The following is a 26,543-nucleotide window of genomic DNA, read 5'->3' on the forward strand; positions in this document are numbered from 1 at the left end:
TCCTCAAGTGTCGGACCGGGACTTGCTGACCTTAGGGAGCGGGGTCCGACACTGACGAAATCTGGTCCTGCGGCTCGGTGGAAGTACGGTTTGAATGGGCGATGAGGACCAGGGCCGCACCGATAAGTACGCCGTTTTTTGCCACGAACTCGCCGTCTGCGGTCAACAGCAAGGGATCCCCGTCGGTGAACATCAGCCCCGGTGCCATTGCGAAGGTGGCGAACGTGCCAGCAAGGTGCACGGACAATGCCAGCAAGGCGAGACGGAGCAGGACGCCGCTGATGAGCAAGCAGCCAATGGCCAGTTCGGCGGCTCCGAGTGTCACCAGGACGAGCTGGTCTTGGCCAAATGGCAGAGTCTGAGCGATGAGCCCGGCCACCGGAGACTTGCCGACAATCTTCAGCCCGCCGAACCACACGAATACAAGCCCGAGCAGCACCCGCAAACCTGGCAAGGCGACCGGCCGCAGCGCCCGCGTAACCATATGGTCCAGGGCACGGGCCCGCTCGATTGCCCCCAAAGGGATGTGCAGCCGGTCGGAATAGGCTCCTTCCGAACCAGTCCGTTTATTCCGGCGTGGCAGTGGACCTTGCTCGCGTGCCTGGCGTCTGAGGCTCGATTTTTCAAACATGGCTACGTTGCCTTTCTTCAAGCAGCCCGCCCTGTCTGCGGGCCGCCCTCAGAGAAGCGTGGTCCCCGCGGCTTGCGGAAACCTTGCCGGTAGTCAGCCATCAATTGGACGCCAATCGAGCACACCCGCATGTTGTTCTTCCACAGCGAGCGGCGCGCCATGGTTCCGCCGGCGTGGAGCGGGGAGCGGGTCAGCTCGCCGAACTGCCGGCCAGCAATCTGGTAACGTTATCTATTCGTAATATTGCCTGATCGAAATGTGTTTGAATATGCCTGCAGACTCCGCTAAAGACGACAAGCCGAAACGGCTCCTAGGACTAAGTGGCACCCAGACTATCGGCTCGGCTTTGGCAGCGGTGACCTCTGCCCTGGTGGGGTCCTTTCTCGGCGTTGCCGGGACGCTTATCGGCGCCGCACTCGGCTCTATCGTTGCCACGGTGGGCGCCGCTCTCTACGCCAAAACTCTTAGTTCGGCCGCCACTGTCGCATCGAGGAAAATCCCCCTGCGGCGCAGGGGCGGACTGCCCACTGACGACGGCGACGTGCTGGCCGCCAGCGCTCCGGCCGAGAGCGACGAACCTCGAGCCAAACGTGTGAGGAGGCAACTCACCCCCAAGACCTGGATCAAGGTCGGGGCGGTCAGTGCCGCCGCATTCGTTATCGCGATGGTCGGCGTCACGGCGGTCGAATTCGGAACCAATCGGCCCATCTCCAGCCTTGTCTCGTCGACGTCGAGCATCGACAGCGGTGCCACCGGGCACACAACAACGCTGGGCAAAGCATTTAGCGGCAATCCGGCTGTCCCGAACGAGACAGACAAATCGGCCGGGAACCCGGCGGAAGTGCCTGGGCAAGTGAAGGAAGGCGCTGGCAAAGCGGGTGCCCTGACTACGGACGGTAGCCCCAGTGGCGTGGGCAGTGGGGCGGCCGGAACTGAAGCGCCGGGAGCTAACGGAGCAAGCGACACCCCGCCGGCAGACCTCGCACCCGACGCCGGACAGAGCCCGGAGCCTTCCCCCGTCACCGAACCGACCTCGGCGCCGGCGGTCCCCTCGGATTCGGGATCGGCCGCGCGGCCCGCACCGTGATGGCGAAGATAGCCCGCTGCTGTGGGCGACGTGCACGTCGCCCACAGCAGCGGGCTTTATAGCTGCCGCGGTCAGACGGCCGGCTGATGCTGGGTGATGCAATGGATGCCGCCGCCCCGGGCGAAGATGGGGCGGGCATCGACCATCACTACTTCGCGGCCCGGATACACCTGCTCCAGGATCCGGCGGGCTCCCGCGTCCGCGGGGTCGTCGAAACTGCAGGCGATGACGCCGCCGTTCACCACCAGATGGTTGATGTAGCTGTAGTCGACCCAGTCGAGCTCGTCGCGCAGCGTGTCCGGGGCCGGTACCTCCACGATGTCCCAGGCACGGCCCTGCGCGTCCCGGGTCCCGGCGAGCATCGCGATGATGTCGGCAGTGATCTGGAAGTCCGGGTGCAGCGGGTTGCGCTGGGAGTGGACCAGCAGCACACCCGGCGACGGGATAGCGGCCACGATGTCCACGTGTCCGCGGGTTCCGAGTTCCTGCGAATCACGGGTCAGCCCACATGGCAGCCAGATGACATGCGTGGCGCCGATGGTGCGGGCCAGCTCGGCTTCGACGTCCGCCTTGCTCAGGTGCGGGTTCCGGAACTTATCCAGCTGCACCGTCTCGGTGACCAGCACGGTGCCCAGACCGTCCACCTGGATCCCGCCGCCTTCATTGACCAGCGGGCTGTCCAGCAGCTCCGCCCCGGCCAGCCTCACCACTTCCGCGCCGACTTCGGAATCCTTGCCCCAGGTGGCCCAGTCCTGTTGCCCCCAGCCGTTGAAGACCCAGTCCACCCCGCCCAGCCGGCCGTCGTCGCCGGTCACGAATGTGGGCCCGATGTCCCGCATCCAGGCGTCGTCGAGGGGCGCTTCCACGAGGTCAATGCCAGCCGAAAGATAGGTCCGTGCGGCCGTCATGTCTGGCGGGTCCACGACCATGGTGACCGGCTCGAATTCGGCCACAGAATGTGCCACCGCTGCCCAGGCCGTGCGGGCCTCATGGGTTTCCTCCGCGGTGTGCCCTATCGAGGAACGCTCTGGCGGAAATGCCATCCAGACTCTTTCCTGGCGGGCCGTCTCGCTCGGCATCATCCAGCTCATGGCTGGTCCGCGGCCTGCTTGGCGGAGACCGCCCCGTATGGGCGGTCAAAATCGACTTCCCGGGTGAGCTCGGCGTAGGTGTCGGGGCGGCGCGTGGTCAGGAACGGGAACAGGTCCAGCCAGTCCTTGCGCTGGTCCAGGTCGAGATCGGCTACCAGGACGGCTTCCCGGTCCCGCGGCGCCTGGACCAGGACCCGGCCGTACGGATCGGAAATGAACGAGGAACCGTAGAAGTTGATGTCGCCTTCGTCGCCGGTCCGGTTGGGGACCACCATGAACGTGCCGTTCGTGATGCCGTGGCCTGTGATCACGTGCTGCCACAACGGCTGGTGGTCGAACTCCGGAAATGTCGGCTCCGAGCCGATGGCCGTGGGGTAGACCAGGATTTCCGCGCCGGCCAGCGAATATAGCCGGGCGACCTCCGGGAACCATTCGTCCCAGCAGGTGGGGAGTCCGACGGCGGCCCCGTCCAGTTCCGCGGGGCGGTACACGGGGTAGGCGTCGACGGCCGGACCGGCGCGGAAGTACGTGTCCTCGTAGTAGCCGGCGCTGACGGGAATGTGGGTCTTGCGGGTGCGTGCCAGCAGCTCGCCCTGGGGCGAGACGAGGATGGCGGTGTTGAAGCCCAGCCCGTCGTTTCCGTCGGAGCGCTCGTAGAGCGAGGCATGGGCGGTGATGCAGTGTTTCCGGGCTGCGTTGGCGGCGAACTCGAAGGTGGGGCCGTTGACCAGGTCCTCGGCATCCCGGGCGGGGTTGCTGCCGGCCCGGACGTTGGCCGGATATTTGGACAGCGTAAGTTCCGGCAGGAACACGGCCCTGGCTCCGGCGTCGGCGGCTTTGCCGATAGCTTCGGTCAGCACCTGCCTCAGCTCGGCGGCGTTTTCCCGCCAGCGGTGCTGGACCAGGGCCACGCGGAGGGGCCGGCGGGTGCTCTCCTGGCTTCGGGCGAAGGAGGCGGGCGGTTCGGTGTTGGCGATGATGTCCATGGTGGTGCTTCCTAACGGGACCCTAGGGGTCCTTGCATGATCGCGGGATTCCGCTGGAATCGCGTCGATTGATAAGTGATTGAGAGTTCGGTCGGTGGTTCATTTGCCCAGACCCTGTCCGGAAGGTTCCTGCAAGGTACTCGGGCGTGCTGCGGTGAGTGAGTCGATGGCGGTCGTCACCAGGGATCGCGCATGGTCTGTGGTGATGAAACCGTTGAGCCAGCGGCCGGAGATCCCTTCCACCAAACTGGTGAGGATCTCCGCGCTGACTGCGGCCTCGTCCTCGCTGGTGCCTTCACTGGCGGCCACGATGGCCCGGGCGATCTCGCGGTTCCATTCCGCCGTTGTCCGGGAAAGCGGTTCCGCCAGCTCCTTTTCGAAGATGGAGCAGGCCCGCAGTTCGTTCCAGGCCACCGAATTCCGGCGGACATCAGCGTCGTCCTTGATTTCGTCGAGGAGCAGGTGCCTGAAGTGCCGGGCGCGGCCTTCGGCGTCAGGGGAGGCGGGGGCGGCGTCGTCCTTGCTGACCTGCTTGTTGATGTGTTCAAGCGTTGCGGCAAGCAGGCCGGCCCGGTCGGTGAAGTGGTAGTACAAGAGGCCCGGTGAAACTCCGGCTTCTGCTGCCACGTCGTTGACCCGCATTCCCCGGACCCCGTTCCTGGCGATGCAGGTGGTGGCGGCGGTGAGGATCTTGGCTAGTTTGTCAGTCATGGTTTGACAGTAATACGTGCTCACCCCGCTCCGGTGCGGCCTCGGCCAGGGAGGCAGTCGGTTCGGGCCAGAGCCGGAGAGCCGCGAGATAGCCGACGGCTCCGATGACTGTGGAGCCAAGGAAGCTGAGGTCGATTCCCCCGGCGAGCTGCGAGAGCGGGCCCGTGTAGAGGGATGTGTCCGTGGCCAGCAGACCGAAGACTGATCCGATGGCCCAGGGCATCACGGCCCGGAGGTTCCAGCCGTTGCTGAACCAGTACCGACCGCGCGGTCCGTTGGCACGAAAGAGCTGGAGGTCTGCGGCGTGGTATTTGCCGCGACGGGCGACCAGGAAGCCCAGGACGTTGATGGCCACCCAGGGGCCGGCGAATCCGTTGAGCACCAGGGTCATGGCGGTGATGGAGTCCACCGCGTTGAACACGAAGACACCGAGGTAGAGGAGCCCGACGGCGATCACCGACGTGATGAGCGTGGTGTGGATGCGGCGCAGCCGCGGGAAGAGTGCTTCGAGGTCCAGGCCGCTGGCGTAGAGGTTGAGCACGCCCTGGCCGAGACCGCCCGCCAACGCGATGATGAGGATCGGCAGCAGGTACCACGCCGGCGCGGACCGCACCAGATCTGCAACGTAGGAACTCCCGAGTTCCGGGATGGCAGAGGCTGTGAAGGCGCCGAAGAGAGCCGTGACAAACAGGCCCAGGAACACCCCGAGGCAGGTGGCGCCGACCACAGAACGGTCCGAGTGGTGTTTCCTGGAGATGCGCCTGCTGTAGTCGCCCAGCGTGGGCGCGTAGGACAGCGGGCCCCCGACGGCAATGACGGCGGACAAAATCCAGGTGGGCCAGAAATCGCCCAGGAGGTAGTCGGCGTGCACGGAGGTGGGGCTGAACGTGGGTGCGAAAGCAACGACGCCGATGAGCAGCAGAATGCCGACCACCGGGGCGACAAATTTCTGCATTGCCACCACCGTGCCGTGGCCAAAAAGCGCGACCAAGACGATTTCCACGGAGATCACGGCGTAGCCGATTGCCAGCGTGGTGCCGTCAACGGGCACGCCCAGCAGCCGCTCGGCGGCGGCAACCAGCGCGTCGCCCGAAGTCCAGACCGCGATGGCGGCGTACGCAAGGGCGAATAACAGGGTAAGGGCGGAACCGATCAACCTCCCGCGGGTGCCGAAGTGTGCGGCGCTGGAAACGGTGTTGTTGGTGCCGGTCCGTGGCCCCAGGAGAGCCATCGGGGCGATCAGGGCCGTACCAAGCAGGAGACCGGTGAGGCTGGCCGTGGCGGCGCCGACGAAGTCCAGGCCGAAGGTGATGGGAAGCCAGCCGAAAACGATGACGGAGAAGGCGAAGTTGCCGCCGAAGAACACGGTGAACAGGTTCCGGGGGCGGGAGGTGCGTTGGTCGTCGGGAATGAACTCAATGCCGGCCGACTCAATGCGGCCGAAGCGGTCCTTGTGCGCGGATGCGGCACCGACGGAATCCGCGTCTTTGCGGAAGCGCGTGCTGATCATGGCAAGCCTTTCGTGAGCTACATCACGTTGATGCATTGCATCAACCATAAGTCCTGACTGAATTTTCAGTCAATAGCTCTCATCGCACAATCTGCCTTATTTTTGGACTGGATCCGGCGCTGCGCAGGCGGCCTGTCAGGGGGCACCGGAAAGCAGACGACGGCGGGACGTCCCGCCGTCGTCCGGGGACGGCATGAAATTGAAGACAACCTATCCGGCGGGGACCACCGGATTCACAGTGGTCAGCCCGCGCCCTGGCCCTCGCGGCCCACCTCTTCCAGAATCCTGGCCGACGGCGCCGCCGTCATCAACTGCCCTATCACCTCGGGGTTGTCCCACACCTGGCTGCGCAGCTTTTCCAGAAAACCGGTCGCAGCGTCCTGGGTGTCGAAGTCAAGGAGCACGGCCACGCTGTTCCGGTCCTCGGTGTCCCGGAACACGCGGACAGACCGGGCGCCCGAGGCCGCGCGGCCTGCGGGATCCGTGTCGAACACTTTCTTGAAAGCCTCATACTCCCGGACCGGGTAGCTAATTTGCAGGGTGAACATCGTCGTTCCTTTCCCTCGGGCTATGGCAGGGACCACGATAGGCCGTCCGGCGTTATCCCGGTAGGGCCGGACGGTGGCGTTGAGCGAGTCCCGCGCTGCCCTCCAGACGCAGGTAAACGTAGCGGACGACGGCGGGACCTCCCGCCGTCGTCCGCCTGCACTTGGATGCTCGTTTTGCTCAGGCACCTCCGAGCGTTGCGAGGAGGTTCTTCAGAACCGTCTGTTCGGTCGCCGGCTTGGGGGTGGGCGCGCGGACAGCGGAAAGGACGGGATCGATCTGTTTGTCGATGTAGGTCCACGCACCGCAGTCGGCAGCGTTCAGCGCAGATTGGTTGTCATCCCAGGCGGTCTCGAGATCGGTAACGCGGGCCGCGGCTGCTGCCTGGTCACCCTTCTTGACAAGGGCGAGGGTGTCGGAGGCAATTGTTCGGAACTCGGCCATGTTCGAGGCAGGGAAGTTTGCTTTCGCTGCCGCCTGGGCCTCAGGCTGGGTCGGCGCGGAACCGGCAGTGCAGCTCTTTGCAGGGCTTTCGTCGGCGAGGGCGCTCTTGTGCGGGAGGCTGCTGGTGTAGGCGAGGAGCATGATGGTGGCGACCGCGACAACTGCCAGGATTCCCAACGCTGTCCGAGGACGTCCGGGAGGCGTTGGAGGCGCCGTCTTGCCCGATGTGCGTTCGACTGTGTCCGTTTTGCTGATGGAGAGATACACGACGGTGGCGAGGATGGCCAAGAGGAAGATGATGCTCGTTGTGAACGTGCCCAGGCCCAGCCCGCCCTCGGGGGCTGTGAGGCTGAGCCAGTCTCCGATATTCGCCCCCAGGGGACGGGTGAGGATGTAGGCAATCCAGAAGGCGAGTACTGGGTTGGCGCCGAAACGCCAGAGGGCGGTGACGATGCTGATGAGGATGAGGGGCAGCAGAATTGACGCGCCCGGTCCCCATCCGGTGAGATCGAGGGTCCAGTCGCCCAGGGCCGTGCCGAGGGCGAACGTCACGAGGACGGCGAGCCAGTAGAAGGCTTCGCGGGGCCTGGTGGTGATGCTGTGGATGGAAAGGGTTCGCTCTTTGATGAACCAGATGGCGAAGACCACAGCGAGCATCACAGAGAATACGCTGGCGCTGATCCAGAGCGGTACGCCTGCCTGGTCTGTGAGCAGGTCGGTGTAGAGCGTTCCGGTAATACTCAGCAGAACCACCGTGAGCCAGTACGTGTCCGGGCGGTAGCGTCGGAGCCTCATCTGCACGGCAAGTACGGCGGCGGTGACACCGGTGAAGATGACAGCCGTTTCAACGAGGCCTACTCCGAGGGCTACGTTGATGAAGTCGGCAAAGCTCTCGCCGACCGTGGTGCAAAGGACTTTGATGATCCAGAACCAGATCGTGATCTCGGGAACCTTGCTCAGCAGCTTGGTTGGGGGCGGCGACGTCATCTCTCGGGTGCTCATGAACTGCACCCTTCCATTCGATGCTCCGGTGAAACTGCGAAAAAAGGGCCCCTGTCTGAGAATTCTCACAGACACGCCGATGGGACACCGTGGCGGGGGTACATGAGTGCCAACGCGATGCCCGGTTCGGCGAGAATAGCTCCATGGCTGAACCTTGTGACCGTCCCGTACGAGTGCTGGTCATCGAAGACGACACGGAACTTGGGCCTCTCCTCGCCCGTGGCCTCGGCGTCGAGGGTTACGAGGCGCACTGGATCGAAGACGGCCTGACAGCCCTGATCGCGGCCCAGGAAACGGACTACGGCGTGGCGATACTCGATGTGATGCTGCCGGGGATGTCCGGATTCGAACTCTGCCGCCGATTGCGCGAGGCGTCACCCGCGCTCTTCATCCTGATGCTCACGGCCCGGGACGACGTCAGCGACCGCGTGAGAGGGCTGGACGCCGGCGCCGATGACTACCTCATCAAACCCTTCGCGTTCAATGAGCTCGCGGCCCGGCTGCGGGCACTCCGGCGCCGGGAAAGCCTGGCACTCAGTCCCCGGATCGAGGTCGGCGAGCTGATCATCGACAGCCACGACCACCAAGTGCGAGCGGGCGGGAAGGTGGTTCCGCTGAGCCCCAAGGAATTCGCGCTGCTGCGATTTTTGGCCCAAAACGCAGACGAGACACAGCCACGGGAGAGGATCCTGCTGGAGATCTGGGGAACTCTTCAGCACGCAGATTCGAATATCGTCGATCAGTACATCAGCTACCTCCGCCGCAAGCTCGATCCCCTCCCGACCGGGGTGAGCCTGCGCACCGAACGAGGTGTCGGTTTCCAGCTTGCGCGAGACCTGTGAAGTCGCTTTCCAGGCTCTCCATCCGTGCCCGGATCACGATGGGCACGCTGCTGCTGGCCGCTTTGTTCTTCGGTGCCGTTGGCCTCGTCGTACGGCAGCAGGTTGAGGGCCTTATGCAAAACGCCGCTTTCGAAGTACTCCAAAGCGACGCCGCGCAGTTCGAGACGGCCATCGAGCAGGAGCCGAACGAACCGCGTGACAATCCCGGCGAAGGTCAGCTCGTTGCAGTCTTCGATCCTGCCGGAACCAGCCAGGTGTCGACGCTGCCTGCGGCCATCACCTCGAATTTGGCTCTTATCAACCGAGCCAGCACCGGTCCGCAGCAGCTCGTCGCGGGTGAGGCCACCTACTTGGTCGCCGTCGAAACCGTGCCGACTGGCGCCGGCAACTGGACCATCATCTCGGCCCGCAACCAGCAAGAATCCGATCTCGTCCTCAATAACCTCACAACGGGGGTGACCTTGGGCCTCGGCGCTCTCACGCTTCTGTTCGGCGCCGCCTCCTGGCTTCTGACGGGAGCTGCGCTCCGCCCAGTCACGCAACTTCGCCGGAGCGCGGAAGCGATCGTCGCGGCGGGCGCGGACGACTTGCTGCCCGTGGGCCCGGCCCAGGATGAGATCACCGGCCTCGCCGCGACCCTAAACCGTCTCATCGAGACCCTCCGGGCATCGGCCGCACGGGAACGGCAGCTGGTCTCGGATGCCAGCCACGAACTGCGCACACCACTGGCGGTTCTGCAGGCGCACCTTGAGCTGCTCCGCGCCGGCGACCGCAGCAGCATTGACTCCGATATCCTCGGCGCCGAGCGGGCAACCACCCGGCTCTCCGACCTTGTAGAAAGCCTGCTGGAACTCTCCCGCCTGGATGCCGGATGCCCGACTACGTCGGCCACCGACTTCGGGGCCCTAGTCGATGAGGCGGGGGAAGCCATCGACCGGGCGCGGCTCCGCGCCATGGGCGAGGACGTCGAGATCGAACTGATCACACCCGAGAACGCCGACCGCGCCGTACCGACACCGATGCCTGCCCTCCTCTACGGGAGGGTGCTCGATAACCTGCTCTCGAATGCCCTCCGCGCCGTCGACGGGAAAGGAAGGATCACCGCCACCATCAGGCAGGAGCCCTCCCACATCATCACCGTCATCACCGACACCGGCCCTGGTATCGAGCCGGACTTCCTTCCCCACGCGTTCGACCGCTTCTCGCGGGAAGAGAACGTGCGCGGCACAGCGAACGGCTCGGGATTGGGATTGGCAATCGTCGCAGCCGCCGCGGAATCGGTCAACGGCACCGTCACCCTCGAGAATTCAGCTACCTCCGGCCTTGTCGTGAGACTCTCCATCCCTGTCCCCCTGGAACGCCCCGCGCCTCTCCAGGATCACCCGTAGGTGGGGCCTAATCTCACCCTTCGGCTACCTTCATCAAATTGACACAGGGCTGCGCTACGGTTGGCAGCACCATCAATTCTCAGGGGGACAAATGGAGTTTGCAGAAAAACTTTCAGCTTTGGCAGCAAAGGTGCGCCAGCAGCGGGGTGTGATCCAAACGGAAGAGGCCACAAAGAATGCCTTTGTCATGCCCTTCATTTCCACAATTCTCGGCTACGACGTCTTCAACCCCATGGAGGTCGTTCCGGAGTTCATCGCGGATGTTGGGCTCAAAAAGGGCGAGAAGATCGACTACGCGATCGTCAAGGACGGCGAGGTCCAGATCCTGATCGAATGCAAGAAGTCCACGGAACCGGTGAAGATCGAGCACGCATCCCAGCTTTTCCGGTACTTTGCCGTCACCAACGCCAGGATCGCCATCCTTACGAACGGCGAGGTGTACCAATTCTTCACGGACCTCGATGCACCGAACCGCATGGACGCCAAGCCGTTCCTCGTGCTCGATTTGAACGACATCGACGAATCCCTCATTCCGGAGCTGCAAAAGCTGTCAAAGGACGTCTTTGATCTCGATTCGATCATCAGCGCGGCAGGCGAACTGAAATACATCGGTGAACTCAAGAGGACTTTGGCGGCACAATTCAAGGAGCCCGAGGACGAGTGGGTTAAGTTCCTCACCGGTCGCGTGTACACAGGCCCCTACACCCAGAAGGTGCGTGAGCAGTTCACCGCGTTGGTGACTAAAGCGTCCAAGCAGTTCCTGAATGACCAGGTCAACGAGCGGCTGAAGAAGGCCCTCGGCGGCGCGGCCTTCCCGCAAGTTGAGGACGTAACGGTGGCTGCCAGCGTCACCAGTGCACCTGTGGCCGAAGCGGATCTGGCGGAGGCCGACGGGCTAGAGACCACGCTGGAGGAAATTGAGGGTTACCAGATCGTGCGGGCCATCGTCTGCAGCGAGGTCAAGCCCGCCCGTGTGGTGCAGAGGGACGCCAAGTCCTATTTCGCGGTGCTGCTGGATGACAACAACCGCAAGCCGATCGCGCGCCTGCACTTCAACCGCACCCAGAAGTACATCGGTATCTTCGATGACAACAAAGACGAGACTCGGGTGCCGATTAGCTCACTGGAAGAGATCTACGAGCACACGGAAGCACTCCGCGCGAGCGTCAAGAGCTACTTGTAAACGCGACCGCTCTCGGCCGGCTCCCCCTGGGGGCTGCCGGAAATACCCTGAACCAACAGGACAGAATGAGCGGGCGACGGCGGGACTTCCCGCCGTCGTCCACTTGCGTTGGGTGCCGGCCACCAGCATTCAGCGGCACAACGGCGCGGGGTGAGGCGGCATGAGGGCGGTGACGTTGCTTCGGAAGACGCGCTCCCAGAGCTCGTCATCCACCTCGTGGACCGGACCTAGGGGGGCGTTCATATGAACATCGTGGCGCGGTTGGGCAGCCGCCACGGTGACGATGTACAAGCGTCGACATCGGCGTCAACCTGCCCTGCCGCTCCAAGGGCAACGGCGCCATCCCCGCCTCCGACCTCAGCTGGTTGGCGCTGCAGGGAGCGGCACCGGTGCCGGCGTCCAGTATCAGCGGGTTCAGACTTCCTTAAGGCTGATTTTCAGTGCATCCAGGAGAAGGTCCGCGTGCTCGCTCCGGAATGCAAGCGGCGGGCGGATTTTCAGCACGCTGTCATCTCGGCCGATACGGCTGATCAACACGTGGTTGCGTTTCATGGCCTCGACGAGCCGTTTGGTCCGGTCTGCAGAGGGTGCTTCCGGGACTTTGTCGTCGACGACCTCAAAACCGAAGAAGAGGCCGGTTCCTTTGATGGGTCCAATAAACGGGTACTCTGCGCGGAGCTTCTCTAGGGATTCCTTGATTGACGCCCCAAGGATGGTGGCCTTTTCCGGAAGCTGCTCGTCCTGGAGGATTGAGAGCACGGTGCTTCCAACCACCGCCGAAACGGGGGTCCCGGCGAAGGTGTTGAAGTAGTTGTTGTGTGGACCGAAGCGGTCCAGCATTTCACTGCTGGTGACCACTCCCCCGATGGGATGACCGTTGCCCATCGGTTTGCCCAGCGTCACGAAGTCAGGGGCTGCACCGATCCGCTGGTGGCCCCAGAAATGCGTTCCTGTCCGTCCGAAGCCGGACTGGACCTCGTCAGCGACCACCAGTCCGCCCGCCGCGTGGACGCGGTCGATGACTCCAGTTATATAGCCGGCCGGAAGGGTGTTCAGACCCTCCGTGGAGAAGAGTGAGTCGAAAAGGAAGCCTGCAAGGCCATAACCGGCACGGACGAGGGATTCGATTGCGGCATCTACTTCAGCAAGGGATGCGGCCAGCAGGTCTGGCTCGCTCAGTGTGGTGCGGTCCATGTCCGGAATGCGGATGGGCCGGACTTCGGCGGCCAGGGCCTCGCCTGTCCGGAGCCCGGTGGTCAGACCGGCCAAATACGAAGTGTGTCCGTGGTAGCTGAAGTCCGAGACCAGGACGCCCGAGGCACCCGTAGCCTGCCGGACCATTCTGAACGCGAGATCGTTGGCCTCTGAGCCACTGTTAGTGAACAAGACCCTGTTTAATTCAGGCGGAAAGGTGCCCAGGAGTTGCTCGGCGTAGTCCACGACGTGGTTGTTCAAATAGCGCGTGTGGATGTTCAGTCGGCTCGCTTGATCAGCCATGGCGGCTATGATCCGGGGGTGGCAATGGCCTACCTGGGGCACATTGTTGTAGGCGTCAAGGTACTGCTCGCCGCGGGCGTCCGTGAGCCAGACGTCATGGGCCGCCACAAATTCCAGGGGCTCATCGTAGAAAAGCGGCGAGTAGGGCCCAAGCGTTTCGTAGCGGCGTTTCAGCAGGTTCGCAGTCATTTCAGATTTCTCCTTTGGGTGTTGCCGATGAATCGTCTTGGTGTATCCACCCGGTTGAACCGCTACCGGTAAATCTTTTTGCCGCTTCGACCACCCAAGGGCCCAGCCGGGATTCAGCAAAATCGCTGGCCGGATCCCCCGGGCGGTCTGCGGCCCAACCCAGGTAACTCATGCCCCGCGCAATCAAGAAGGCGTCCAATGCGTCGCGTTCGGAGGGATTCAGCGCACGGACGCTTTCGTAACCGTGCAGGAATGCCTCCGCCAGGGTGGCGTAGTTCGCGTGTGGCGTGGCGAAGAAGAGGGCTGTGGCGATGTCGAAGCCGAACCAGCCTTCGCCGAAATCGTCAAAGTCGATGATGACAAGTCCATTGCCGGTGGCAAGGACGTTTTCGAAGGTCATGTCGGCGTGGATGGCCCCGAACACACTGCCATCCATTCCGAGCGCTCCAATTACTTCCGATGCAGCCTCCGCGGCCTTGGCCAAGGACAGGCGGTCCTCCGGCGTGAGGGACCGCAGCCGGGTTCCATCACCCCAGAGGGCGCCGGGGCCGAAAAGTCCGTCCAGGTCCCAGGCAGGTCTCCGAAGGGATTCCGGCAGGGTGGTGGATTCTGCGTGACGATGGTGGCGGGCCATCACTGCACCCAGTTCGCGCATGTGGTCCTGGTCCAGAGTGCCGGCCCCCGTAAAGACCTGGAACGAGTCGGCGATAGGGAAGGCATCGGGGAACCAACGCTGGACGGAAACCAACCGCTGGTCGCAGTCCACCGGGACGGTGTAGCCGCCAAGGAGACTTTCAATGGGCTCTGGTACTAGCAGACCGGCTTTCCGAAGGCCGCGCAGATGGTGCGATTCGCACTCGATCTCGGCGGCCGCCCGGTAGCCGGGCCGATGAATCCGCACGGCGCAATCCTGGTCGTCGTGTTCGACCCGGAAGACCTGATTCTCGCGTTGTTTGATGAACGTAACTCGCGCTGCGGAGTCGATGCCAAACATTGGAAGGGCCTCACGGACCATGGCCACGCCGGGGGCAAGGGAAGCTGTCATAAAAACTAGACTAACGGTCTAGTTTTCGGACTGCAAGTCTTTTTTCAAGAAAGACGTAGGGTGAGATGTGGGCCGCCAACGGAGTGGCACAAAGGCCGAGGAGGGCACATGTCAGTGGAGAGCGCGAAGCGACTAAGTCTCCGCGAACGCCGGCAGGTGAGTACGCGCAATGACCTGATCCAGTCAGCATTGGCCGTGATTGCCGAAACGGGGACAAGCGACCTCTCTTCGGTGACGGTGGGCAAGATCCTGACGGACAGCGGAATGGCTCGGGCCACCCTTTATGCCCACTTTCCCGGTGGTCGCGAAGAGTTGCTGGCCGCGGCATATCAGCGGGTGGCCCATCAATTTTTGGACAACGCCCGTTCAGCGATCGAATCCAGCGGTGGCGAGAAGCTGAATTGGACGCAGCGGGTTGAGGCTTACGCAGAGGCACTGCTTGCAGTCTCAGCGGACAAGGGAATCGGTTACTTCTACAACATTTCCGGACCTCAGCTCTTGGGCTTCAGCAAAGAACGTGGCGTCGGATCCACGGGCGTGTTCACGGCCTTCAGCGCCGAACTCCAAATCGGGACTCGTGAAGGAAAGCTACCAACAGGCTCGAGCGAACCGCTGGCCGTCCTGCTCGCCGGGAGCTTGCGGGATGCCGGGATCCAAGTGGCGCTCAATCCGGACAGCGCGGGCCAGTTGCTGGGCGCTTTTCGGTTTCTCCTTCGATCCTTGAATGAAACGCACGACGCTAGCTGACGGAGCAGCGGGTTCGGACGGCCCTTTGTGGGCAAGCCGCGCATGTCGGCGCCGGCGCCTAACCTTCGGGCAGGACGCGAGGCCTTAGCCGGGATACGAGCGTGGCGGCGAGCAACGCCGTCGTGAGTTCCAGCCCGATGACCAGCAAGAGTTCAGCGGCGCCGGACGCCTCCACAACCTTCGACGCCGGCCCCCCGCCGTGGGCGTGACCGGCGCCGCCCGATCCGAGCAGCAAGACAGTATGCAGGAGCACCATCGCCACTGCCGAAATGGTGACCTGGTGGAGAGCTCCAATTCTGCTGTGGCGCCAGATATGCACAGTGCATGGGACACAGACCGCCGCCAGGGCAATCATAAGAGCGCCGAGCCAGGCGTCGTGGTGCCCCGAGGCCGCAAGCCACAGGTGCACCACGCAGGACACGGCCGTAAGTGCTGCGCAGATTCGCGGGTGCAGGACGGGTCCGGCTGACCGGACCCGTCCTGCCGTCGTGGTCATTTCGTGATTCCTGATGCGAAGGCGCTTAGCTGTGGCAGTGTCCGCCGGCGTCGCCGTCGGCATGGCAGCCAGCGGACGGCTGCGAGTTGGCGGGCACGTCCAGGACGGGGCTGCGGTCGAAGAAGCCCTCCGGGCGGAGCTTGAAGCCGACAGTGTCCACGGGCATCATGGGCCAGTCCTCCACCCGGGGGAAGTGCGTCAGGCCGAAGGTGTGCCACACGACGATGTCCTGGCCGTCGATGTCGCGGTCCTGGGAGATGTAGGCCGGCAGCCCGGCTCCCCCGCTGTGCTGGTTGACGAAGTCGCCGGTGGGGTAGCGCTCGTCTTCTGCGTAGCGGGTGACCCAGAGGTCCTTGGTGGCAAACGCGGCGCGGCGTGCGATAGACGAGCCCGGGTCGGCCAACAGGGTGGGCTGATTCTGGGAGTGGAGCTTGTAGCCCACGGGTTCGCCGAGCCGGTTGCGGGACTCCGGGTTGGAGATGATCCATGTGCGGCCATTGGCGGCATCGGCGTCGCGGGCACCCTCGGATTCGCGGGCGATGACCGTGCGCTTCCGGGAGAAGGCATTGCCGCGTTCGTTGCCCTCGCCCATCGCCTGCCGGACCACGTCCTCTTCCTCCACCCGGTTGGTGAACCCATCGATGGCCATGTCCAGGCGGGCACTGAAGATGTGCTGGTGGAACGGCGCGCCCAGTCCCGGAGCGAGCTGGGAGATGTTGTCGGAGCCGCCTTCAGGGTAGGCGGAGGTGAACACGACGCCGGTGGCTTTGGCCTCGAATTCAATGGTGCCGTCGAGGTAGAGGTACCAGTAGAAACCGTAATCGTAGTTGCCGATGGTGGTGAAGAAAGAGATCACCAGGCGGCGGTTGCGGCGCGTGTAGTTGATGCCCGTGTACATATCAGAGTGCTTGGACAGGATGCCCCAGTCCTCTTCGTGCATGCAGATACCGTTGCGGATCTCGCGCGGATTGCCGAACGCGTCGCTGACGATCGGGCTGAGGTAGGTGATTTCGCCGAGGCAGTCGCAGCCCAGTTCGAGCGAGTTTGCGTACTGGCCCACGAGGTATTCGCCGGTGTCGAAGTAGTTCTGCCAGGACCGGATGGGCGACGGATCCCCGTAGGGAACCACCATCTCGGCGATGGAAGCCCTGTTGATGATGGGCCGGAGCCGGTCCCCGTCGCGGAAGGCGAGGTTGTGCAGCACAATGCCTTCGCGGGCGTCGAAGCCGACGTCCAGGCTCCACTTCTCCCACTCGACGTGATTGCCGCCGGTGACGGTGAAGCTGGGCCCCTCTGGCTGGGTGATGTTGATGGGCTTCTGCGTGGTCCGCAGCGGGCCGGTGAGCTCCGGGTCGGTGTAGTTGCCGTGTTCGGCGGGAACCGGGAAGATACCGGTGTCGATCACCTGGGTCACAGCCTTGCTAACGACGTCGACGTATCCAACCAGGCCATCGACCGGGTGCGCCCACGCGCTGTCCTCGGGGAAATCCTGCACGAAGGCAAGCCCGCGGAGGATGCGCCGGCCCTTCTCCTCCGGGTACTCGTAGACACCAGCGGAGAGCGGGGCGACGCGGACCTTGCTGACATCCAGGTTCCGGGCGGCCAGGGCCTTGAGCCACCGCTCGTCCTCGGCCAGGAGCTGCTCGACGATCTCGAACTCCTCCTCCAGGACGGGAAGCTCCCCCGTGACTGTTGTATCGAGCTCCAGAGCGGAGATCAGCGTCCCCGTTGTCACAGAAACAATCGCGTCCGTCGGTGCGGCTCCTGACACGTCATGAATGAATGCGCGGAACCGGCGGTCCTCCGCCTCCTGCTCCCGTGACGGATCCAGAAGTCCGAGGTATGCGATCCGCTTCTCCGGTCCTAGCAGGCCGTTTGCACTCAACAGCGACTGAGCTTCCTGGATTTCGTCAGGGGACGCCAACGGGTGGCGGACGGCCGTTTGCAGTACTGAAGTTCGCATGGATCCTCCGGTTCGACTTCGAAAAAATGTTTTTCTATGACTGTAGATAATACGCGATTGTGATCCTGCCCACAAGCGCGAGGCGGGTCTCGAGATTTTTTTTCGCCAAGTGTGGAAAAAAGATGGATTGGCGTCTACTGTGTGATGTGTCACACGGTAGAAATGTGCCGGACAGTGACGGCAGCGCGCTGAGACCGCGCGGAGTGCGCCGATCGGCCACCAGCAAAACTCTCCCTGTAAGACCAGCACCCCCCTCTCCCTATCCCCTAAAAGGAGCACGATGAGCACCAGCACAGCCACAAGTAACGTGGAACCGTCGCCGGCCGCGGCAGGATCGACCCGGACAATTCTTAACCCCGCCACAGGCCAGCCCGTCGGGGAGGCTCCCGTCCACACGGTTGAGGACCTGGAACGCGCGGTCGCCGGCGCCGAGGCAGCGCAGCCGGCCTGGGCCGCGCTTGGCCACGACGCCCGGTCCGCCGCGCTGCTCAGGGCCGCCGACGCCGTCGAACGCTCCGCCGAGGAACTCGCCCGGCTGCTCTCCCGCGAGCAGGGCAAGCCGCTGAACGGCCCGAACGCCCGCTTCGAGGTCGGCGCCTGCGCGGCCTGGCTCCGGACGGCCGCGAGCACTCCCCTGGAGGCGGAAACCGTGGTGGACGACGGCGAAACCCGCGCCGAACTGCACTACCGGCCCATCGGCGTCGTGGGCGCGATCGGGCCCTGGAACTGGCCCATGCTGATCACCATCTGGCAGATCGGACCGGCACTGCGGATGGGCAACGCCGTGGTGGTCAAGCCCTCCGAATACACCCCGCTCTCCGTCCTGGCCCTGGTCGAAATCCTCAACCAGGAACTCCCCGAAGGCCTCCTCACGGTGGTTTCCGGCGGCCGCGACGTCGGCGAGGCCCTGGCCGAACACCCGGCGATCGGCAAGATCATGTTCACCGGCTCCACCGCCACCGGCAAGGCCATCATCAAATCCTCCGCCGGCACGGTCAAGCGCCTCACCCTGGAACTCGGTGGCAACGACGCCGGCATCGTCCTGCCCGACGCCGATCCCAAGGCGATCGCCGAAGGTCTCTTCTGGGGCGCGTTCATCAACACCGGCCAGACCTGCGCCGCACTCAAACGCCTCTACGTCCATGCGGACATCTACGACGCCGTCTGCGAAGAGCTCACGGCCGTGGCCGCAGCGATGCCGATGGGCAACGGCCTGGACGAGGCCAACGTGCTGGGCCCGCTGCAAAACCGGGCCCAGTTCGACATCGTCGCCGGGCTCGTCGAGGCCGCCCGCGACTCCGGGGCAAAGATCCTGCTCGGCGGCAACCCGGTACTGGACCAGCCCGGCCACTTCTACCCCGCCACCCTCGTGGCCGACATCGACAACGACAACCCGCTCGTCGCCGAGGAACAGTTCGGCCCCGCCCTGCCGATCATCCGCTACACCACCGTGGACGAGGCCGTGACAATGGCCAACGCGCTCGACGTCGGACTCGGCGCCTCCGTCTGGTCCGCCAACCCCGCCGAAGCCCGCAACGTCGCGGCCCGGCTCGAAGCCGGGACTGTGTGGATCAACGCCCATGGCATGGTCAACCCCCTGATTCCCTTTGGCGGGTCCAAGCAGTCCGGCTACGGACTCGAATTCGGGGTCGAAGGCCTCAAAGCCCTCGGCGTTCCGCAGATCATCAACGGCTGAAACCGGCCGGCGTCCGTAAGGGCGCCGGGCCGGGCAGCCCACCAGATTCTTCCTCCGGCAACAACGGCAACGTGACCACGCGTCCCCGTACCTGACGAACCCGGACTGTGTGGTCATTGGTCGGCCACCCCCTATTTTTCAGGAATTACCCCATGCAGCGTCGGTCAGCGTAGACCGCCTGCGTCACCCCTTAACCATTCCCCGGAGGCTGAAAATGTCCCACGAATCTCCACAAATCCCTGCCGCTACGCAACCACCGGGCCTGAGCCGGCGGACTCTTGGTGTTCCCGCCTTGGTCTTCATGACCATTGCGGCCTCGGCACCGCTCACAGTGGTCGCCGGCGGTTATCCCGCCAACTTTGCGGTGACGGGAGTGCTCGGGGTTCCCCTGTCCTTCCTTGTGCTCGGAGCCTGCCTGACCCTGTTTACCGTGGGCTACGCCGCCATGAGTTCGCGAATTCGAAATGCCGGGGCGTTCTATGCGTACATCGCCCAGGGCCTTGGCAAGAGGACCGGCGTAGGAGCTTCCTTCGTGGCCCTCACCGCGTACAATTCCATCCAAATCGCCGTCTATGGTCTCTTTGGCTTTGCTTCGGCTACGTTCATCAATGAGAAGACCGGGGCGGATGTCCCGTGGTGGGCAACTGCCGGAGTTGCCTTCCTGGTCGTCGCGTGGCTCGGCATCAACAAGGTTGATTTTTCTGTGCGGGTAGTGGCCGTGATGGTGGGTCTGGAATTTCTTGCAGTCATCGTTTTCGACGTTGCCGCCTTTGCAGTGCAGCCGGAAGGGGTTTCGGCGACAGGCCTGTTGCCAAGCGATCTGTTTACTGCCGGAGTTGGCGCTGCCTTGGCATTCAGCATTGCCAGCTTCATGGGTTTTGAATCGGCGGCGATCTACAGCGAAGAGTCGAAAGACCCGAAACGCTCCATCGCACGGGCAACGTACATATCTGTGGCCATTATCGCCGTTTTCTACGCATTCTCAGCTTGGGCAATGATGACCGCTACAGGCCCTGGCCAAATCGTGGCGGTGTCCAGGGAATTGGGCCCCGGGCTGCTGTTTGCTTTTCTAGGTCAAAACGTCGGGACACTCATGGCAGACCTTGCGCAGATGATGTTTCTCACGAGTCTCTTTGCATCGCTTCTGGCATTCCACAATGCTGTTGCCCGGTACGTCTTCTCGCTGGCCAGGGAAGACGTGCTCCCAAAGCAACTGGCTTATGTCAACCCGCGCACCCATGCGCCTGTGGCCGGATCCATTGCCCAATCCATAACCGCGCTGACCGTCATCGTGGCGTTCGCTATTGCCGGCAATGCATCCGATCTGGGCCCGCTCTTTCCCGTCCTGACCCTCTTTACGTGGCTTTCGAATTCAGCCGCCGCCGGACTCGTTTTACTCCTGGTCCTGGTTTCCTTGGCTGTCGTTGGATACTTCCGCCGCAACGCCCACGAGCTTTCCCTTTGGACCACCGTCGTCGCCCCGGTGCTTAGCGCGCTGGCCCTCGGAGCCGTATTCGTGCTTATCCTGGCAAACTTCGATGTTCTCATCGGGTCCTCCGGCCCATCGGTTCTGTCCTGGGTGCTGCCCGCTATTGCGATCGTCCCCGGTGCCGCCGGATTGTGGTGGGGCCATCGCCTGAAGATCAAGTCTCCGGCTGTCTACGAATACATCGGCCATGGCGGCGAAGGCTCTCCGGAGGAGAACGAATATGATCTGCCGACGCCGGACTGCGACGAAGTTCGGGTCAATTAGCAAGAAATAGCTGGACTCCTGTGCGGCATCCTCCGTCCCCTGACATGGGACGGAGGATGCCGATCCGCGTTACCCCGTTCTCGGCTTGAACGGACAGAGCCAAGGCTGCTTGCCCCAGGGCGCCGGAGGAGGGTGCGACTACCCTAGAGGAAGTCCAGGGAAAAGCATCGGGTAGAGAGAGGTCTCCTTGCCGAAAATTGTCGATCATGACCAGCGGCGTGCAGATGTGGTCAGTGCCACGTGGCGGCTCATCGCCCGCGACGGCATTGAAGGCGCCACCATGCGGGAAATCGCAGCCGAGGCCGGATTCGCCAATGGCGCCCTCAAGCCCTATTTCGGGAGTAAAGAACATCTGCTTGCTTTTGCCTTTGAGCATGTCTTTCACGAAACAAACAAAAGAATCGACACGGCCACCGGAATCAATACCGGTCTGGCCGCGCTCCGTGTGTTCTGCCACGAGGTGCTCCCGCTGGATGAAGAGAAGGAGAACGAAGCCCGGATCGTGATCGGATTCTGGCAACGTGCGCTGGGAGATACGTCTAAGTCAGCGCTCCATGAACGGTCGATGGAACTGTGGCGCGAACGAATCCTGGTCCACTTGAGGGATGCCCGGGCTGCAGGAGAAATCTTCTCGACGGTGAGCGATGAAGACTTTGCAGGAATCCTTATGAATATGCTTCTTGGGGCGCAAATCAGCGTTGCCCTGGCCCCGGGCACCAGCACTCGGCTCCAGCTCATTTCCCAGCTGGAGGCCGTGTTGCACCTCCTTCAACCCTCCCAGGCATAAATCCAGCGTGGGAGCCCTGGAGGAAGGCGTAGGGAAGCAGCGCCACCTGCCAGCGCTTCCACCTGGTGATGTTCTCAAGACTGGTGATGTCCAAAAGAATTGACCTGCCGGGATCTGGCCCTGTCCGGACACAGCAAACCACCGGATGGCACCACATCCCCATCAAGGGAACGCGTGGACTGTGCCATCCGGTGGAAAGGGCGTTACTGGGCCGGCGCGAGTACGAAGTCGTACGTCACCTCTCGACCCGTACCGTCTGCCTTGTCCTGCGGGTCGAGTACCAGCTCGGGCTTCACCGCCGAAGCGATGTCATCGCCAAGATGCTTGTCGGCCGTGAAATACAGCTGGGTCGTGATCAGCTGATGGTCGGCCGCCGCGATCTTCAGGTGCAGGTGGGCCGGCCGCCATGCATGCCATCCGGCCGCCTCGATCAACTGCCCGCAGGCACCGTCGGTAGGGATCTGATAGGGCGCAGGCTGGACCGTGTGGATCCGGAAGAAACCTTCGGAGTCAGTCAGCGCCGTCCCCCGGAGGTTCCACTCGGGAATATTGGGGGCGAACTGTGAGTAAAAGCCCAGATCATCGGCGTGCCAGATTTCAATCGACGCCCCCGCCAGGGCTGCCCCCGCAACTGAAGTTACTTTGCCCTGGAAAACCAGCGGCGTCCCTGGTTCGTCCTCCCGCATCGGGAGAGTCGCAGGCGACTCGAGGACCGGCGACCCCGGGACGTAGTACGGGCCTTCGATGGTGCCCTTGCTGCCTGCCCGGCCGCTGTTGGCGACTTCTTCCACCGCGTGTTCCAGCCACACGTCCAGGAAGAGCGGCCATTCCCCGGTCTCGCCAACCTGAATGAGCCACGTTTTCAGCGCGTTGTACTCCTCGTAGGTGACCTTCTCCTCCAGAACGGTTTCAACGAGGGCGCTAATGGCACGGGAGGCGAGTCGACTGACCCGGTCGGCGCCGACTTCCAAGGCCGAGGATTTGCCAGACCGGAAACGCTCGGTGGCCTTGGCTCCGGAATCAGCGGCCGTCGCTTCAATTTCTACAGACATTTGATGTCCTTTCTTGCTTTCCGCCTCCGCGTCGATGCGGAATTGGGTGGTTAGTGTTCGGATGCTGCGAGGGAGGAAGGGTGTTGGGCCAGGGGTGTGACCTGAATGGCCATGTAGGGGTACAGGGGCAGGCCCTGGAGAATTTCGTGCAGCTCGTCATTGCCAGCCACATCGAAGACCGAGTAATTCGCATACTGGCCCACGACGCGCCAGAGGTGGCACCATCGGCCGTCGCGCTGAAGGGCCTGCGAGAGTGCCTTCTCGGCTGATTTGGCAGCTTCCGCTGTCGCCGGCGGGACATCCGCTGGGATGTTAACGTCCATTCGGACCAGGTAGAGCATTGTTCCTCCGTTTGTGGGAAAGGTGGTCGCTACTTGTCCTGTCGGTAGCGTTCGAGTTTTTCGTTGTCGATTTCGGCACCCACACCGGGGACCTGGGGGACCAGAATTTTTCCTTCACGGATCACGATGGGATCCGCGAGGAGGTCATCAGACATATCGAGGAAGTTCGACAGCTCACCCGCGCGGCGCGACGTCGGTTCGTGGGCTGCCCCAAAAGCGACGGTCGCCAAGGTGCCGATTTGCGTGTCGATTTGGTTCCCCATCACGACGTCGACGCCAAGACCCGTGCACAGACCCAGAATTTGCTGTGCCTCAGTGAATCCGCTGCGCGCCGTTTTGATGCTCACCGCGTTGCATCCGCCCGAGAGCAACTCTCGTGAAACGTCACCGGCTGTGGGGACGCTTTCATCACCGACTATGGGAATCGGTGATTTGTCGACCAACCGGCGCCGGCTCATCGTTTCTTTTGCATCGCAGGGTTCTTCCAGGAGGGAGAGCCCAAGGGTTTCGGTGCGCCGCAAGACCTCGAAAGCCTCATTGGCGGTCCAACCGCGGTTGGCGTCAAGGTAGAGGTCAATGTCAGGTCCCAAACCATCTCGGAGTGTGTGGCACGCCTCAATATCCAGGATCAGTGGCTTGCGGCCGACTTTCAGCTTGAAGGTGGTGATCCCGTATTCACTGCGTACCCGAAGTGCTTCTTCCAGAAGTTGGGCCGCCGGCTTGAAACCGAGCATGTGGCTGACATTCATCTCCGCGGCGTAGCCGCCGAGAAGCGCCGATACCGGCATGCTTGCGGCCTTGCCGATGATGTCCCAGAGTGCAATGTCCAAGCCGCCTTTGGCGGTTTGGTTATGGACGGTCCTCGTAAGGATCTGGTGAATCTTGCCGCGGTCCAGCGGGTCCAGGCCCACGATGGCGGGTGCGAATACCTTGTTGATGATCGCCAGCACGGAGTCTTGTGTTTCCCCATAGGTGTAGGGCCGGGGTGGAACATCCGCTACGCCGGTCAGTCCTTCATCGGTGTGGATACGGACCAGCACATGTTCGGCGTCTGTGACCTCGCCGCTCGCGAAGGCCAGCGGCCTCGTGTACGGAATCGAGTAAGGAATTGTCTCGATGCGCTCAATCTTCACGGCATCTTCCTCTGGGTCATGGCGGCACATTTGCCGACGTCGGGTCCGGGCAAGGGAGGTCGTCCCTCCCATGTGAAAGATTCTTTCCTTCCGCTCGTAAAGGCGACAGACGAAGTATCACCACGTCGAGTAAGGGTTTATCCCCTGTTGGCGCAGGGAAATTGCGTCGTACGGTGTCTGAAATACGATGCAAAGGAGTACCTGTATGCCGCATCCCAAGAACCACGACCGGATGTTCCTGACTTGCTACACGGACACGTTCGGATACGGGTGGCATCATGTTGATCTGTTCGTGCATGACGAGGCCGGTCTGGAAGTGAACTGGGTCCACTGGCAGGTGGACGAGGACGGCCCTGCCGCAGCAGATGCGGTAACTGCCAGGGTGGAACCCCAACTGCGCCGAACTTCGGAGTGGAAACACGGAGTAAGCGCCAATGGCTCCGAGTACTGGACCGCTGACGCCGCGTGGCGCTGACCGACAATGAAAGAAGGGCTCTGTTGGGAAACCCAACAGAGCCCTTCTTTTCGTCCGCTTTTTAGCCGAGTCGCGCCAGCTTTCCCTGCAACCGGCGGCCGGTCAATCGTCAAGGGGCAGCGTCCCACCGCGCTTGGCACCTGTCTGCCGCAAGGCTTCTTCGATGCGCTGCCCGATATCAAACAGCCGGGGTTCCCGCCCAGGAGCTCCGATAAGTTGCAGCCCCAACGGCATGCCATCGGCGGAGGTAAGTCCTGGAATGGTCAGCACAGGTAGGCCAAGCGCCTGCCAGGGGCGGCTGAGAATTGGGCTGCCGGTTGCTTCCAGTCCTGGCGGAGCGGCGCCCAGGGCCGCTGGTCCCAAAACCGCGTCAAAGCGCTCAAGCAGGGCGAGAACCCTCTGCCGGGACACCGCAATGAGCTCCACGGCGGCGGTGTATTCGTGGTGGGGCAGGGAACGGCCGGAGGTGAGGAGCTCGGTGAAGGGCACACTCAATTCATGGTGGTGTGCCAACTCTTCGGCGCGTGCAGCAGAGGCTTCGCTGGCCATGACCGTGGCATGATGCTCGGCGAGGTCCCGGACCATTCCATGGTCTGACCAATCGGTGAAATGGAACCCGGGTTCGTTGCCGAGGGTCGCCTGGGCGGCGGTTAGCGCCGCGGACATTTCCCTCGAGAGTTCGCCGAGCCCGCTTCCGGCCCAGAGCAGAAGTCTCACCGAGCCCAAAGGCTCATCCTGTTCGACGGTCTCGAATCGACTGAGGGATTCCCACGCATACCGCAAGTCCGCAACGGTCCTGGTGATCAGTCCCAGCGAGTCAAGCGAGTGGCTAAGGCCGGTTATCCCGGTAGTTGGGAATTGGTCCTTCGCGGCCACAAAGCCAGCCACGCCGCAGTAGGAGGCCGGCCGCGTAAGCGATCCCGCGGTTTGCGTCCCCAACGCCAGAGGCACCATTCCGGCGGCCACTGCGGCCGCGGATCCACTCGAGGAACCGCCGGGGGTATGCGCAGGATTCACCGGGTTGCGCGTCGGTCCCGGGGCGAAGTATCCGAATTCGGTGGTCACCGTTTTGCCCACGATGATAGCCCCGGCTTCCCTCAACAACCGCACACAATCCGCGTCCGCGGTTGCTGGCTCGTGGCCGCGCAGTGGGCTGCCGCAGCCGGTTGGAAGACCCTTGACGTCGATCAGATCCTTGACTGCAACCGGGATCCCCCACAGGGGTCCGTGCCGGCCAGCGGTTTCCAGCGCCTCCGCCTGCGCGGCTGACCCGTCGACGTCGACTCTCACCCAGGCGTGCACCGCGGGTTCTTTCGCACGCACCCGCTCGAGGGCATCGGCGAGGACCTGGCTCGGGTTGGTCCGCCCAGCCCTGAGGTCCGAAACCATCTCCAGGAGCGCGTCCGGGGACGTCAAACAGTCACCAGCTCAGGAGTCACGGAAAGGCAATGAAACTGCCTCTTGAAGTACACGAGGCTGTCACGCTCCCCCTGGACTTCAATACGCTCGACCTGAACGAAAATTACCGAATGGGATCCTTGCACGGAGCGATCGCTAATGCGCCCGACGATTTTGACCAATGCATCCCGGAGCACCRGCACGGATCCTGAGCTTTCCTCCCAGATATCCCAGCCAAAACGTTCCTCCATGGGTACCTTGGTGGCTCCGGAAAAGTGGCGGGCCAGTTCCTCATGTTCGCCGCTGAGGACGTTGATGCAGATTTCACCGTTACTGTTGAAAATGTCATGCGTTGCGCTGGACTGATTCACGCAAACCAGGACCGTGGGAGGGGAATCGGTGACCGAGCACACGGCGCTGACTGTGATGCCCACCCGGCCGAATGGTCCGCCAGTAGTGATGACATTCACCGCCGCCGGCAAGTGCGCCATCGCAGACCGGAAGTCTTTCTGGATCTGACTGAGTTCAGGCATTTCTTCCTCCAAATGAC

General features: G+C 63.1%; 25 protein-coding genes. 9 read left to right on the forward strand and 16 right to left on the reverse strand.

What is annotated here, in order from left to right; all coding sequences use genetic code 11:
* Positions 1-31: 31 nt before the first annotated feature.
* Entirely contained in the window at positions 32-631 is a 600-nt protein-coding gene (locus AB4089_RS17550) for a DoxX family membrane protein (RefSeq protein WP_441410555.1), read from the reverse strand.
* A gap of 268 nt (positions 632-899) precedes the next feature.
* Between AB4089_RS17550 and AB4089_RS17555 the strand changes: the two genes are divergently transcribed.
* On the forward strand, positions 900-1,718 hold the full coding sequence (locus AB4089_RS17555) for a hypothetical protein (protein ID WP_441410556.1): 819 nt from the start codon (positions 900-902) through the stop codon (positions 1,716-1,718).
* A gap of 71 nt (positions 1,719-1,789) precedes the next feature.
* Here AB4089_RS17555 and AB4089_RS17560 read toward each other — a convergent pair whose 3' ends face one another.
* The 6 genes from AB4089_RS17560 to AB4089_RS17585 form a co-directional block, all read right to left on the reverse strand.
* Positions 1,790-2,809, reverse strand: coding sequence for an agmatine deiminase family protein (locus tag AB4089_RS17560; protein ID WP_441410557.1), 1,020 nt, complete (start codon positions 2,807-2,809; stop codon positions 1,790-1,792).
* Positions 2,806-3,795, reverse strand: coding sequence for a nitrilase-related carbon-nitrogen hydrolase (locus AB4089_RS17565; RefSeq protein ID WP_441410558.1), 990 nt, complete (start codon positions 3,793-3,795; stop codon positions 2,806-2,808). Before AB4089_RS17565 ends, AB4089_RS17560 begins: the two co-directional genes overlap by 4 nt.
* A 99-nt stretch (positions 3,796-3,894) precedes the next feature.
* The gene (locus AB4089_RS17570; protein WP_441410559.1) at positions 3,895-4,506 is read right to left on the reverse strand and encodes a TetR/AcrR family transcriptional regulator; all 612 of its coding nucleotides are present in this window, start codon (positions 4,504-4,506) and stop codon (positions 3,895-3,897) included.
* Positions 4,499-6,016, reverse strand: coding sequence for a purine-cytosine permease family protein (locus AB4089_RS17575; protein WP_441410560.1), 1,518 nt, complete (start codon positions 6,014-6,016; stop codon positions 4,499-4,501). Before AB4089_RS17575 ends, AB4089_RS17570 begins: the two co-directional genes overlap by 8 nt.
* A 242-nt stretch (positions 6,017-6,258) precedes the next feature.
* Positions 6,259-6,564 carry a hypothetical protein gene (locus AB4089_RS17580; RefSeq protein ID WP_441410561.1) on the reverse strand — a complete coding sequence of 102 codons (306 nt, stop codon included), beginning with the start codon at positions 6,562-6,564 and terminating at the stop codon, positions 6,259-6,261.
* A gap of 178 nt (positions 6,565-6,742) precedes the next feature.
* On the reverse strand, positions 6,743-8,008 hold the full coding sequence (locus AB4089_RS17585) for a COG4705 family protein (protein WP_441410562.1): 1,266 nt from the start codon (positions 8,006-8,008) through the stop codon (positions 6,743-6,745).
* A 143-nt stretch (positions 8,009-8,151) separates the two neighbouring features.
* Here AB4089_RS17585 and AB4089_RS17590 point away from each other — a divergent pair, with 143 nt between their 5' ends.
* From AB4089_RS17590 to AB4089_RS17600, 3 genes are all read left to right on the forward strand, one after another.
* On the forward strand, positions 8,152-8,850 hold the full coding sequence (locus AB4089_RS17590) for a response regulator transcription factor (RefSeq protein WP_441410563.1): 699 nt from the start codon (positions 8,152-8,154) through the stop codon (positions 8,848-8,850).
* Positions 8,847-10,238 carry a sensor histidine kinase gene (locus AB4089_RS17595; protein WP_441410564.1) on the forward strand — a complete coding sequence of 464 codons (1,392 nt, stop codon included), beginning with the start codon at positions 8,847-8,849 and terminating at the stop codon, positions 10,236-10,238. The genes AB4089_RS17590 and AB4089_RS17595 overlap by 4 nt, the downstream gene beginning before the upstream one ends.
* 91 nt (positions 10,239-10,329) lie before the next feature.
* Positions 10,330-11,421 (forward strand): type I restriction endonuclease, encoded by a 1,092-nt coding sequence (locus tag AB4089_RS17600; protein WP_441410565.1) that lies wholly within the window; start codon positions 10,330-10,332, stop codon positions 11,419-11,421.
* A gap of 414 nt (positions 11,422-11,835) precedes the next feature.
* Here AB4089_RS17600 and AB4089_RS17605 read toward each other — a convergent pair whose 3' ends face one another.
* On the reverse strand, positions 11,836-13,107 hold the full coding sequence (locus tag AB4089_RS17605) for an aspartate aminotransferase family protein (protein ID WP_441410566.1): 1,272 nt from the start codon (positions 13,105-13,107) through the stop codon (positions 11,836-11,838).
* A 1-nt stretch (position 13,108) separates the two neighbouring features.
* Entirely contained in the window at positions 13,109-14,152 is a 1,044-nt protein-coding gene (locus tag AB4089_RS17610) for a phosphotransferase enzyme family protein (protein WP_441410567.1), read from the reverse strand.
* 108 nt (positions 14,153-14,260) lie between these two features.
* Here AB4089_RS17610 and AB4089_RS17615 point away from each other — a divergent pair, with 108 nt between their 5' ends.
* Positions 14,261-14,899: a TetR/AcrR family transcriptional regulator gene (locus AB4089_RS17615; protein WP_441410568.1), complete on the forward strand. Its 639-nt coding sequence runs from the start codon at positions 14,261-14,263 to the stop codon at positions 14,897-14,899.
* A 58-nt stretch (positions 14,900-14,957) separates the two neighbouring features.
* Here the strand turns inward: AB4089_RS17615 and AB4089_RS17620 are convergent, their stop codons facing one another.
* Positions 14,958-15,395, reverse strand: coding sequence for a hypothetical protein (locus AB4089_RS17620; protein ID WP_441410569.1), 438 nt, complete (start codon positions 15,393-15,395; stop codon positions 14,958-14,960).
* A 25-nt stretch (positions 15,396-15,420) separates the two neighbouring features.
* Positions 15,421-17,358 (reverse strand): primary-amine oxidase, encoded by a 1,938-nt coding sequence (locus tag AB4089_RS17625; RefSeq protein ID WP_441410570.1) that lies wholly within the window; start codon positions 17,356-17,358, stop codon positions 15,421-15,423.
* A 280-nt stretch (positions 17,359-17,638) separates the two neighbouring features.
* On the opposite strand from AB4089_RS17625, the gene AB4089_RS17630 reads away from it, so the two are divergent.
* The 3 genes from AB4089_RS17630 (at position 17,639) to AB4089_RS17640 (ending at position 21,594) form a co-directional block, all read left to right on the forward strand.
* Entirely contained in the window at positions 17,639-19,054 is a 1,416-nt protein-coding gene (locus tag AB4089_RS17630; protein ID WP_441410571.1) for an aldehyde dehydrogenase family protein, read from the forward strand.
* A 214-nt stretch (positions 19,055-19,268) separates the two neighbouring features.
* The gene (locus AB4089_RS17635; protein WP_441410572.1) at positions 19,269-20,807 is read left to right on the forward strand and encodes an APC family permease; all 1,539 of its coding nucleotides are present in this window, start codon (positions 19,269-19,271) and stop codon (positions 20,805-20,807) included.
* Between the two features lie 187 nt (positions 20,808-20,994).
* Entirely contained in the window at positions 20,995-21,594 is a 600-nt protein-coding gene (locus AB4089_RS17640; RefSeq protein ID WP_441410573.1) for a TetR/AcrR family transcriptional regulator, read from the forward strand.
* 203 nt (positions 21,595-21,797) lie between these two features.
* Here the strand turns inward: AB4089_RS17640 and catA are convergent, their stop codons facing one another.
* Genes catA through AB4089_RS17655 form a run of 3 tightly spaced genes read right to left on the reverse strand, consistent with a single transcriptional unit; the run spans position 21,798 to position 24,120 of the window.
* A complete protein-coding gene (gene catA / locus AB4089_RS17645) occupies positions 21,798-22,646 on the reverse strand; it encodes a catechol 1,2-dioxygenase (RefSeq protein WP_441410574.1) in 849 nt (282 codons plus the stop codon).
* A 50-nt stretch (positions 22,647-22,696) separates the two neighbouring features.
* Positions 22,697-22,987 carry a muconolactone Delta-isomerase gene (gene catC / locus AB4089_RS17650; protein WP_441410575.1) on the reverse strand — a complete coding sequence of 97 codons (291 nt, stop codon included), beginning with the start codon at positions 22,985-22,987 and terminating at the stop codon, positions 22,697-22,699.
* Between the two features lie 29 nt (positions 22,988-23,016).
* Positions 23,017-24,120: a mandelate racemase/muconate lactonizing enzyme family protein gene (locus AB4089_RS17655; RefSeq protein ID WP_441410576.1), complete on the reverse strand. Its 1,104-nt coding sequence runs from the start codon at positions 24,118-24,120 to the stop codon at positions 23,017-23,019.
* Between the two features lie 205 nt (positions 24,121-24,325).
* Between AB4089_RS17655 and AB4089_RS17660 the strand changes: the two genes are divergently transcribed.
* The gene (locus tag AB4089_RS17660; protein ID WP_441410577.1) at positions 24,326-24,595 is read left to right on the forward strand and encodes a hypothetical protein; all 270 of its coding nucleotides are present in this window, start codon (positions 24,326-24,328) and stop codon (positions 24,593-24,595) included.
* Positions 24,596-24,697: 102 nt separating this feature from the next.
* Here the strand turns inward: AB4089_RS17660 and AB4089_RS17665 are convergent, their stop codons facing one another.
* Complete coding sequence (locus AB4089_RS17665) at positions 24,698-26,011, reverse strand: amidase (RefSeq protein ID WP_441410578.1); 1,314 nt, start codon at positions 26,009-26,011, stop codon at positions 24,698-24,700.
* Entirely contained in the window at positions 26,008-26,526 is a 519-nt protein-coding gene (hpaC, locus tag AB4089_RS17670) for a 4-hydroxyphenylacetate 3-monooxygenase, reductase component (protein WP_441410579.1), read from the reverse strand. Before hpaC ends, AB4089_RS17665 begins: the two co-directional genes overlap by 4 nt.
* Between the last annotated feature and the right edge of the window lie 17 nt (positions 26,527-26,543).

Origin of the sequence: Arthrobacter sp. 2MCAF15, assembly GCF_052115605.1 — a bacterium.
In the GTDB taxonomy this organism is placed as follows: domain Bacteria; phylum Actinomycetota; class Actinomycetes; order Actinomycetales; family Micrococcaceae; genus Arthrobacter.

What these genes read in the sequence shown, in the direction of transcription:
- AB4089_RS17550 (WP_441410555.1), bottom strand. Translation starts at nt 631, where the DNA reads ATGTTTGAAAAATCGAGCCTCAGACGCCAGGCACGCGAGCAAGGTCCA.
- AB4089_RS17555 (WP_441410556.1), top strand. Translation starts at nt 900, where the DNA reads ATGCCTGCAGACTCCGCTAAAGACGACAAGCCGAAACGGCTCCTAGGA.
- AB4089_RS17560 (WP_441410557.1), bottom strand. Translation starts at nt 2,809, where the DNA reads ATGAGCTGGATGATGCCGAGCGAGACGGCCCGCCAGGAAAGAGTCTGG.
- AB4089_RS17565 (WP_441410558.1), bottom strand. Translation starts at nt 3,795, where the DNA reads ATGGACATCATCGCCAACACCGAACCGCCCGCCTCCTTCGCCCGAAGC.
- AB4089_RS17570 (WP_441410559.1), bottom strand. Translation starts at nt 4,506, where the DNA reads ATGACTGACAAACTAGCCAAGATCCTCACCGCCGCCACCACCTGCATC.
- AB4089_RS17575 (WP_441410560.1), bottom strand. Translation starts at nt 6,016, where the DNA reads ATGATCAGCACGCGCTTCCGCAAAGACGCGGATTCCGTCGGTGCCGCA.
- AB4089_RS17580 (WP_441410561.1), bottom strand. Translation starts at nt 6,564, where the DNA reads ATGTTCACCCTGCAAATTAGCTACCCGGTCCGGGAGTATGAGGCTTTC.
- AB4089_RS17585 (WP_441410562.1), bottom strand. Translation starts at nt 8,008, where the DNA reads ATGAGCACCCGAGAGATGACGTCGCCGCCCCCAACCAAGCTGCTGAGC.
- AB4089_RS17590 (WP_441410563.1), top strand. Translation starts at nt 8,152, where the DNA reads ATGGCTGAACCTTGTGACCGTCCCGTACGAGTGCTGGTCATCGAAGAC.
- AB4089_RS17600 (WP_441410565.1), top strand. Translation starts at nt 10,330, where the DNA reads ATGGAGTTTGCAGAAAAACTTTCAGCTTTGGCAGCAAAGGTGCGCCAG.
- AB4089_RS17605 (WP_441410566.1), bottom strand. Translation starts at nt 13,107, where the DNA reads ATGACTGCGAACCTGCTGAAACGCCGCTACGAAACGCTTGGGCCCTAC.
- AB4089_RS17610 (WP_441410567.1), bottom strand. Translation starts at nt 14,152, where the DNA reads ATGACAGCTTCCCTTGCCCCCGGCGTGGCCATGGTCCGTGAGGCCCTT.
- AB4089_RS17615 (WP_441410568.1), top strand. Translation starts at nt 14,261, where the DNA reads ATGTCAGTGGAGAGCGCGAAGCGACTAAGTCTCCGCGAACGCCGGCAG.
- AB4089_RS17620 (WP_441410569.1), bottom strand. Translation starts at nt 15,395, where the DNA reads ATGACCACGACGGCAGGACGGGTCCGGTCAGCCGGACCCGTCCTGCAC.
- AB4089_RS17625 (WP_441410570.1), bottom strand. Translation starts at nt 17,358, where the DNA reads ATGCGAACTTCAGTACTGCAAACGGCCGTCCGCCACCCGTTGGCGTCC.
- AB4089_RS17630 (WP_441410571.1), top strand. Translation starts at nt 17,639, where the DNA reads ATGAGCACCAGCACAGCCACAAGTAACGTGGAACCGTCGCCGGCCGCG.
- AB4089_RS17635 (WP_441410572.1), top strand. Translation starts at nt 19,269, where the DNA reads ATGTCCCACGAATCTCCACAAATCCCTGCCGCTACGCAACCACCGGGC.
- catA (WP_441410574.1), bottom strand. Translation starts at nt 22,646, where the DNA reads ATGTCTGTAGAAATTGAAGCGACGGCCGCTGATTCCGGAGCCAAGGCC.
- catC (WP_441410575.1), bottom strand. Translation starts at nt 22,987, where the DNA reads ATGCTCTACCTGGTCCGAATGGACGTTAACATCCCAGCGGATGTCCCG.
- AB4089_RS17660 (WP_441410577.1), top strand. Translation starts at nt 24,326, where the DNA reads ATGCCGCATCCCAAGAACCACGACCGGATGTTCCTGACTTGCTACACG.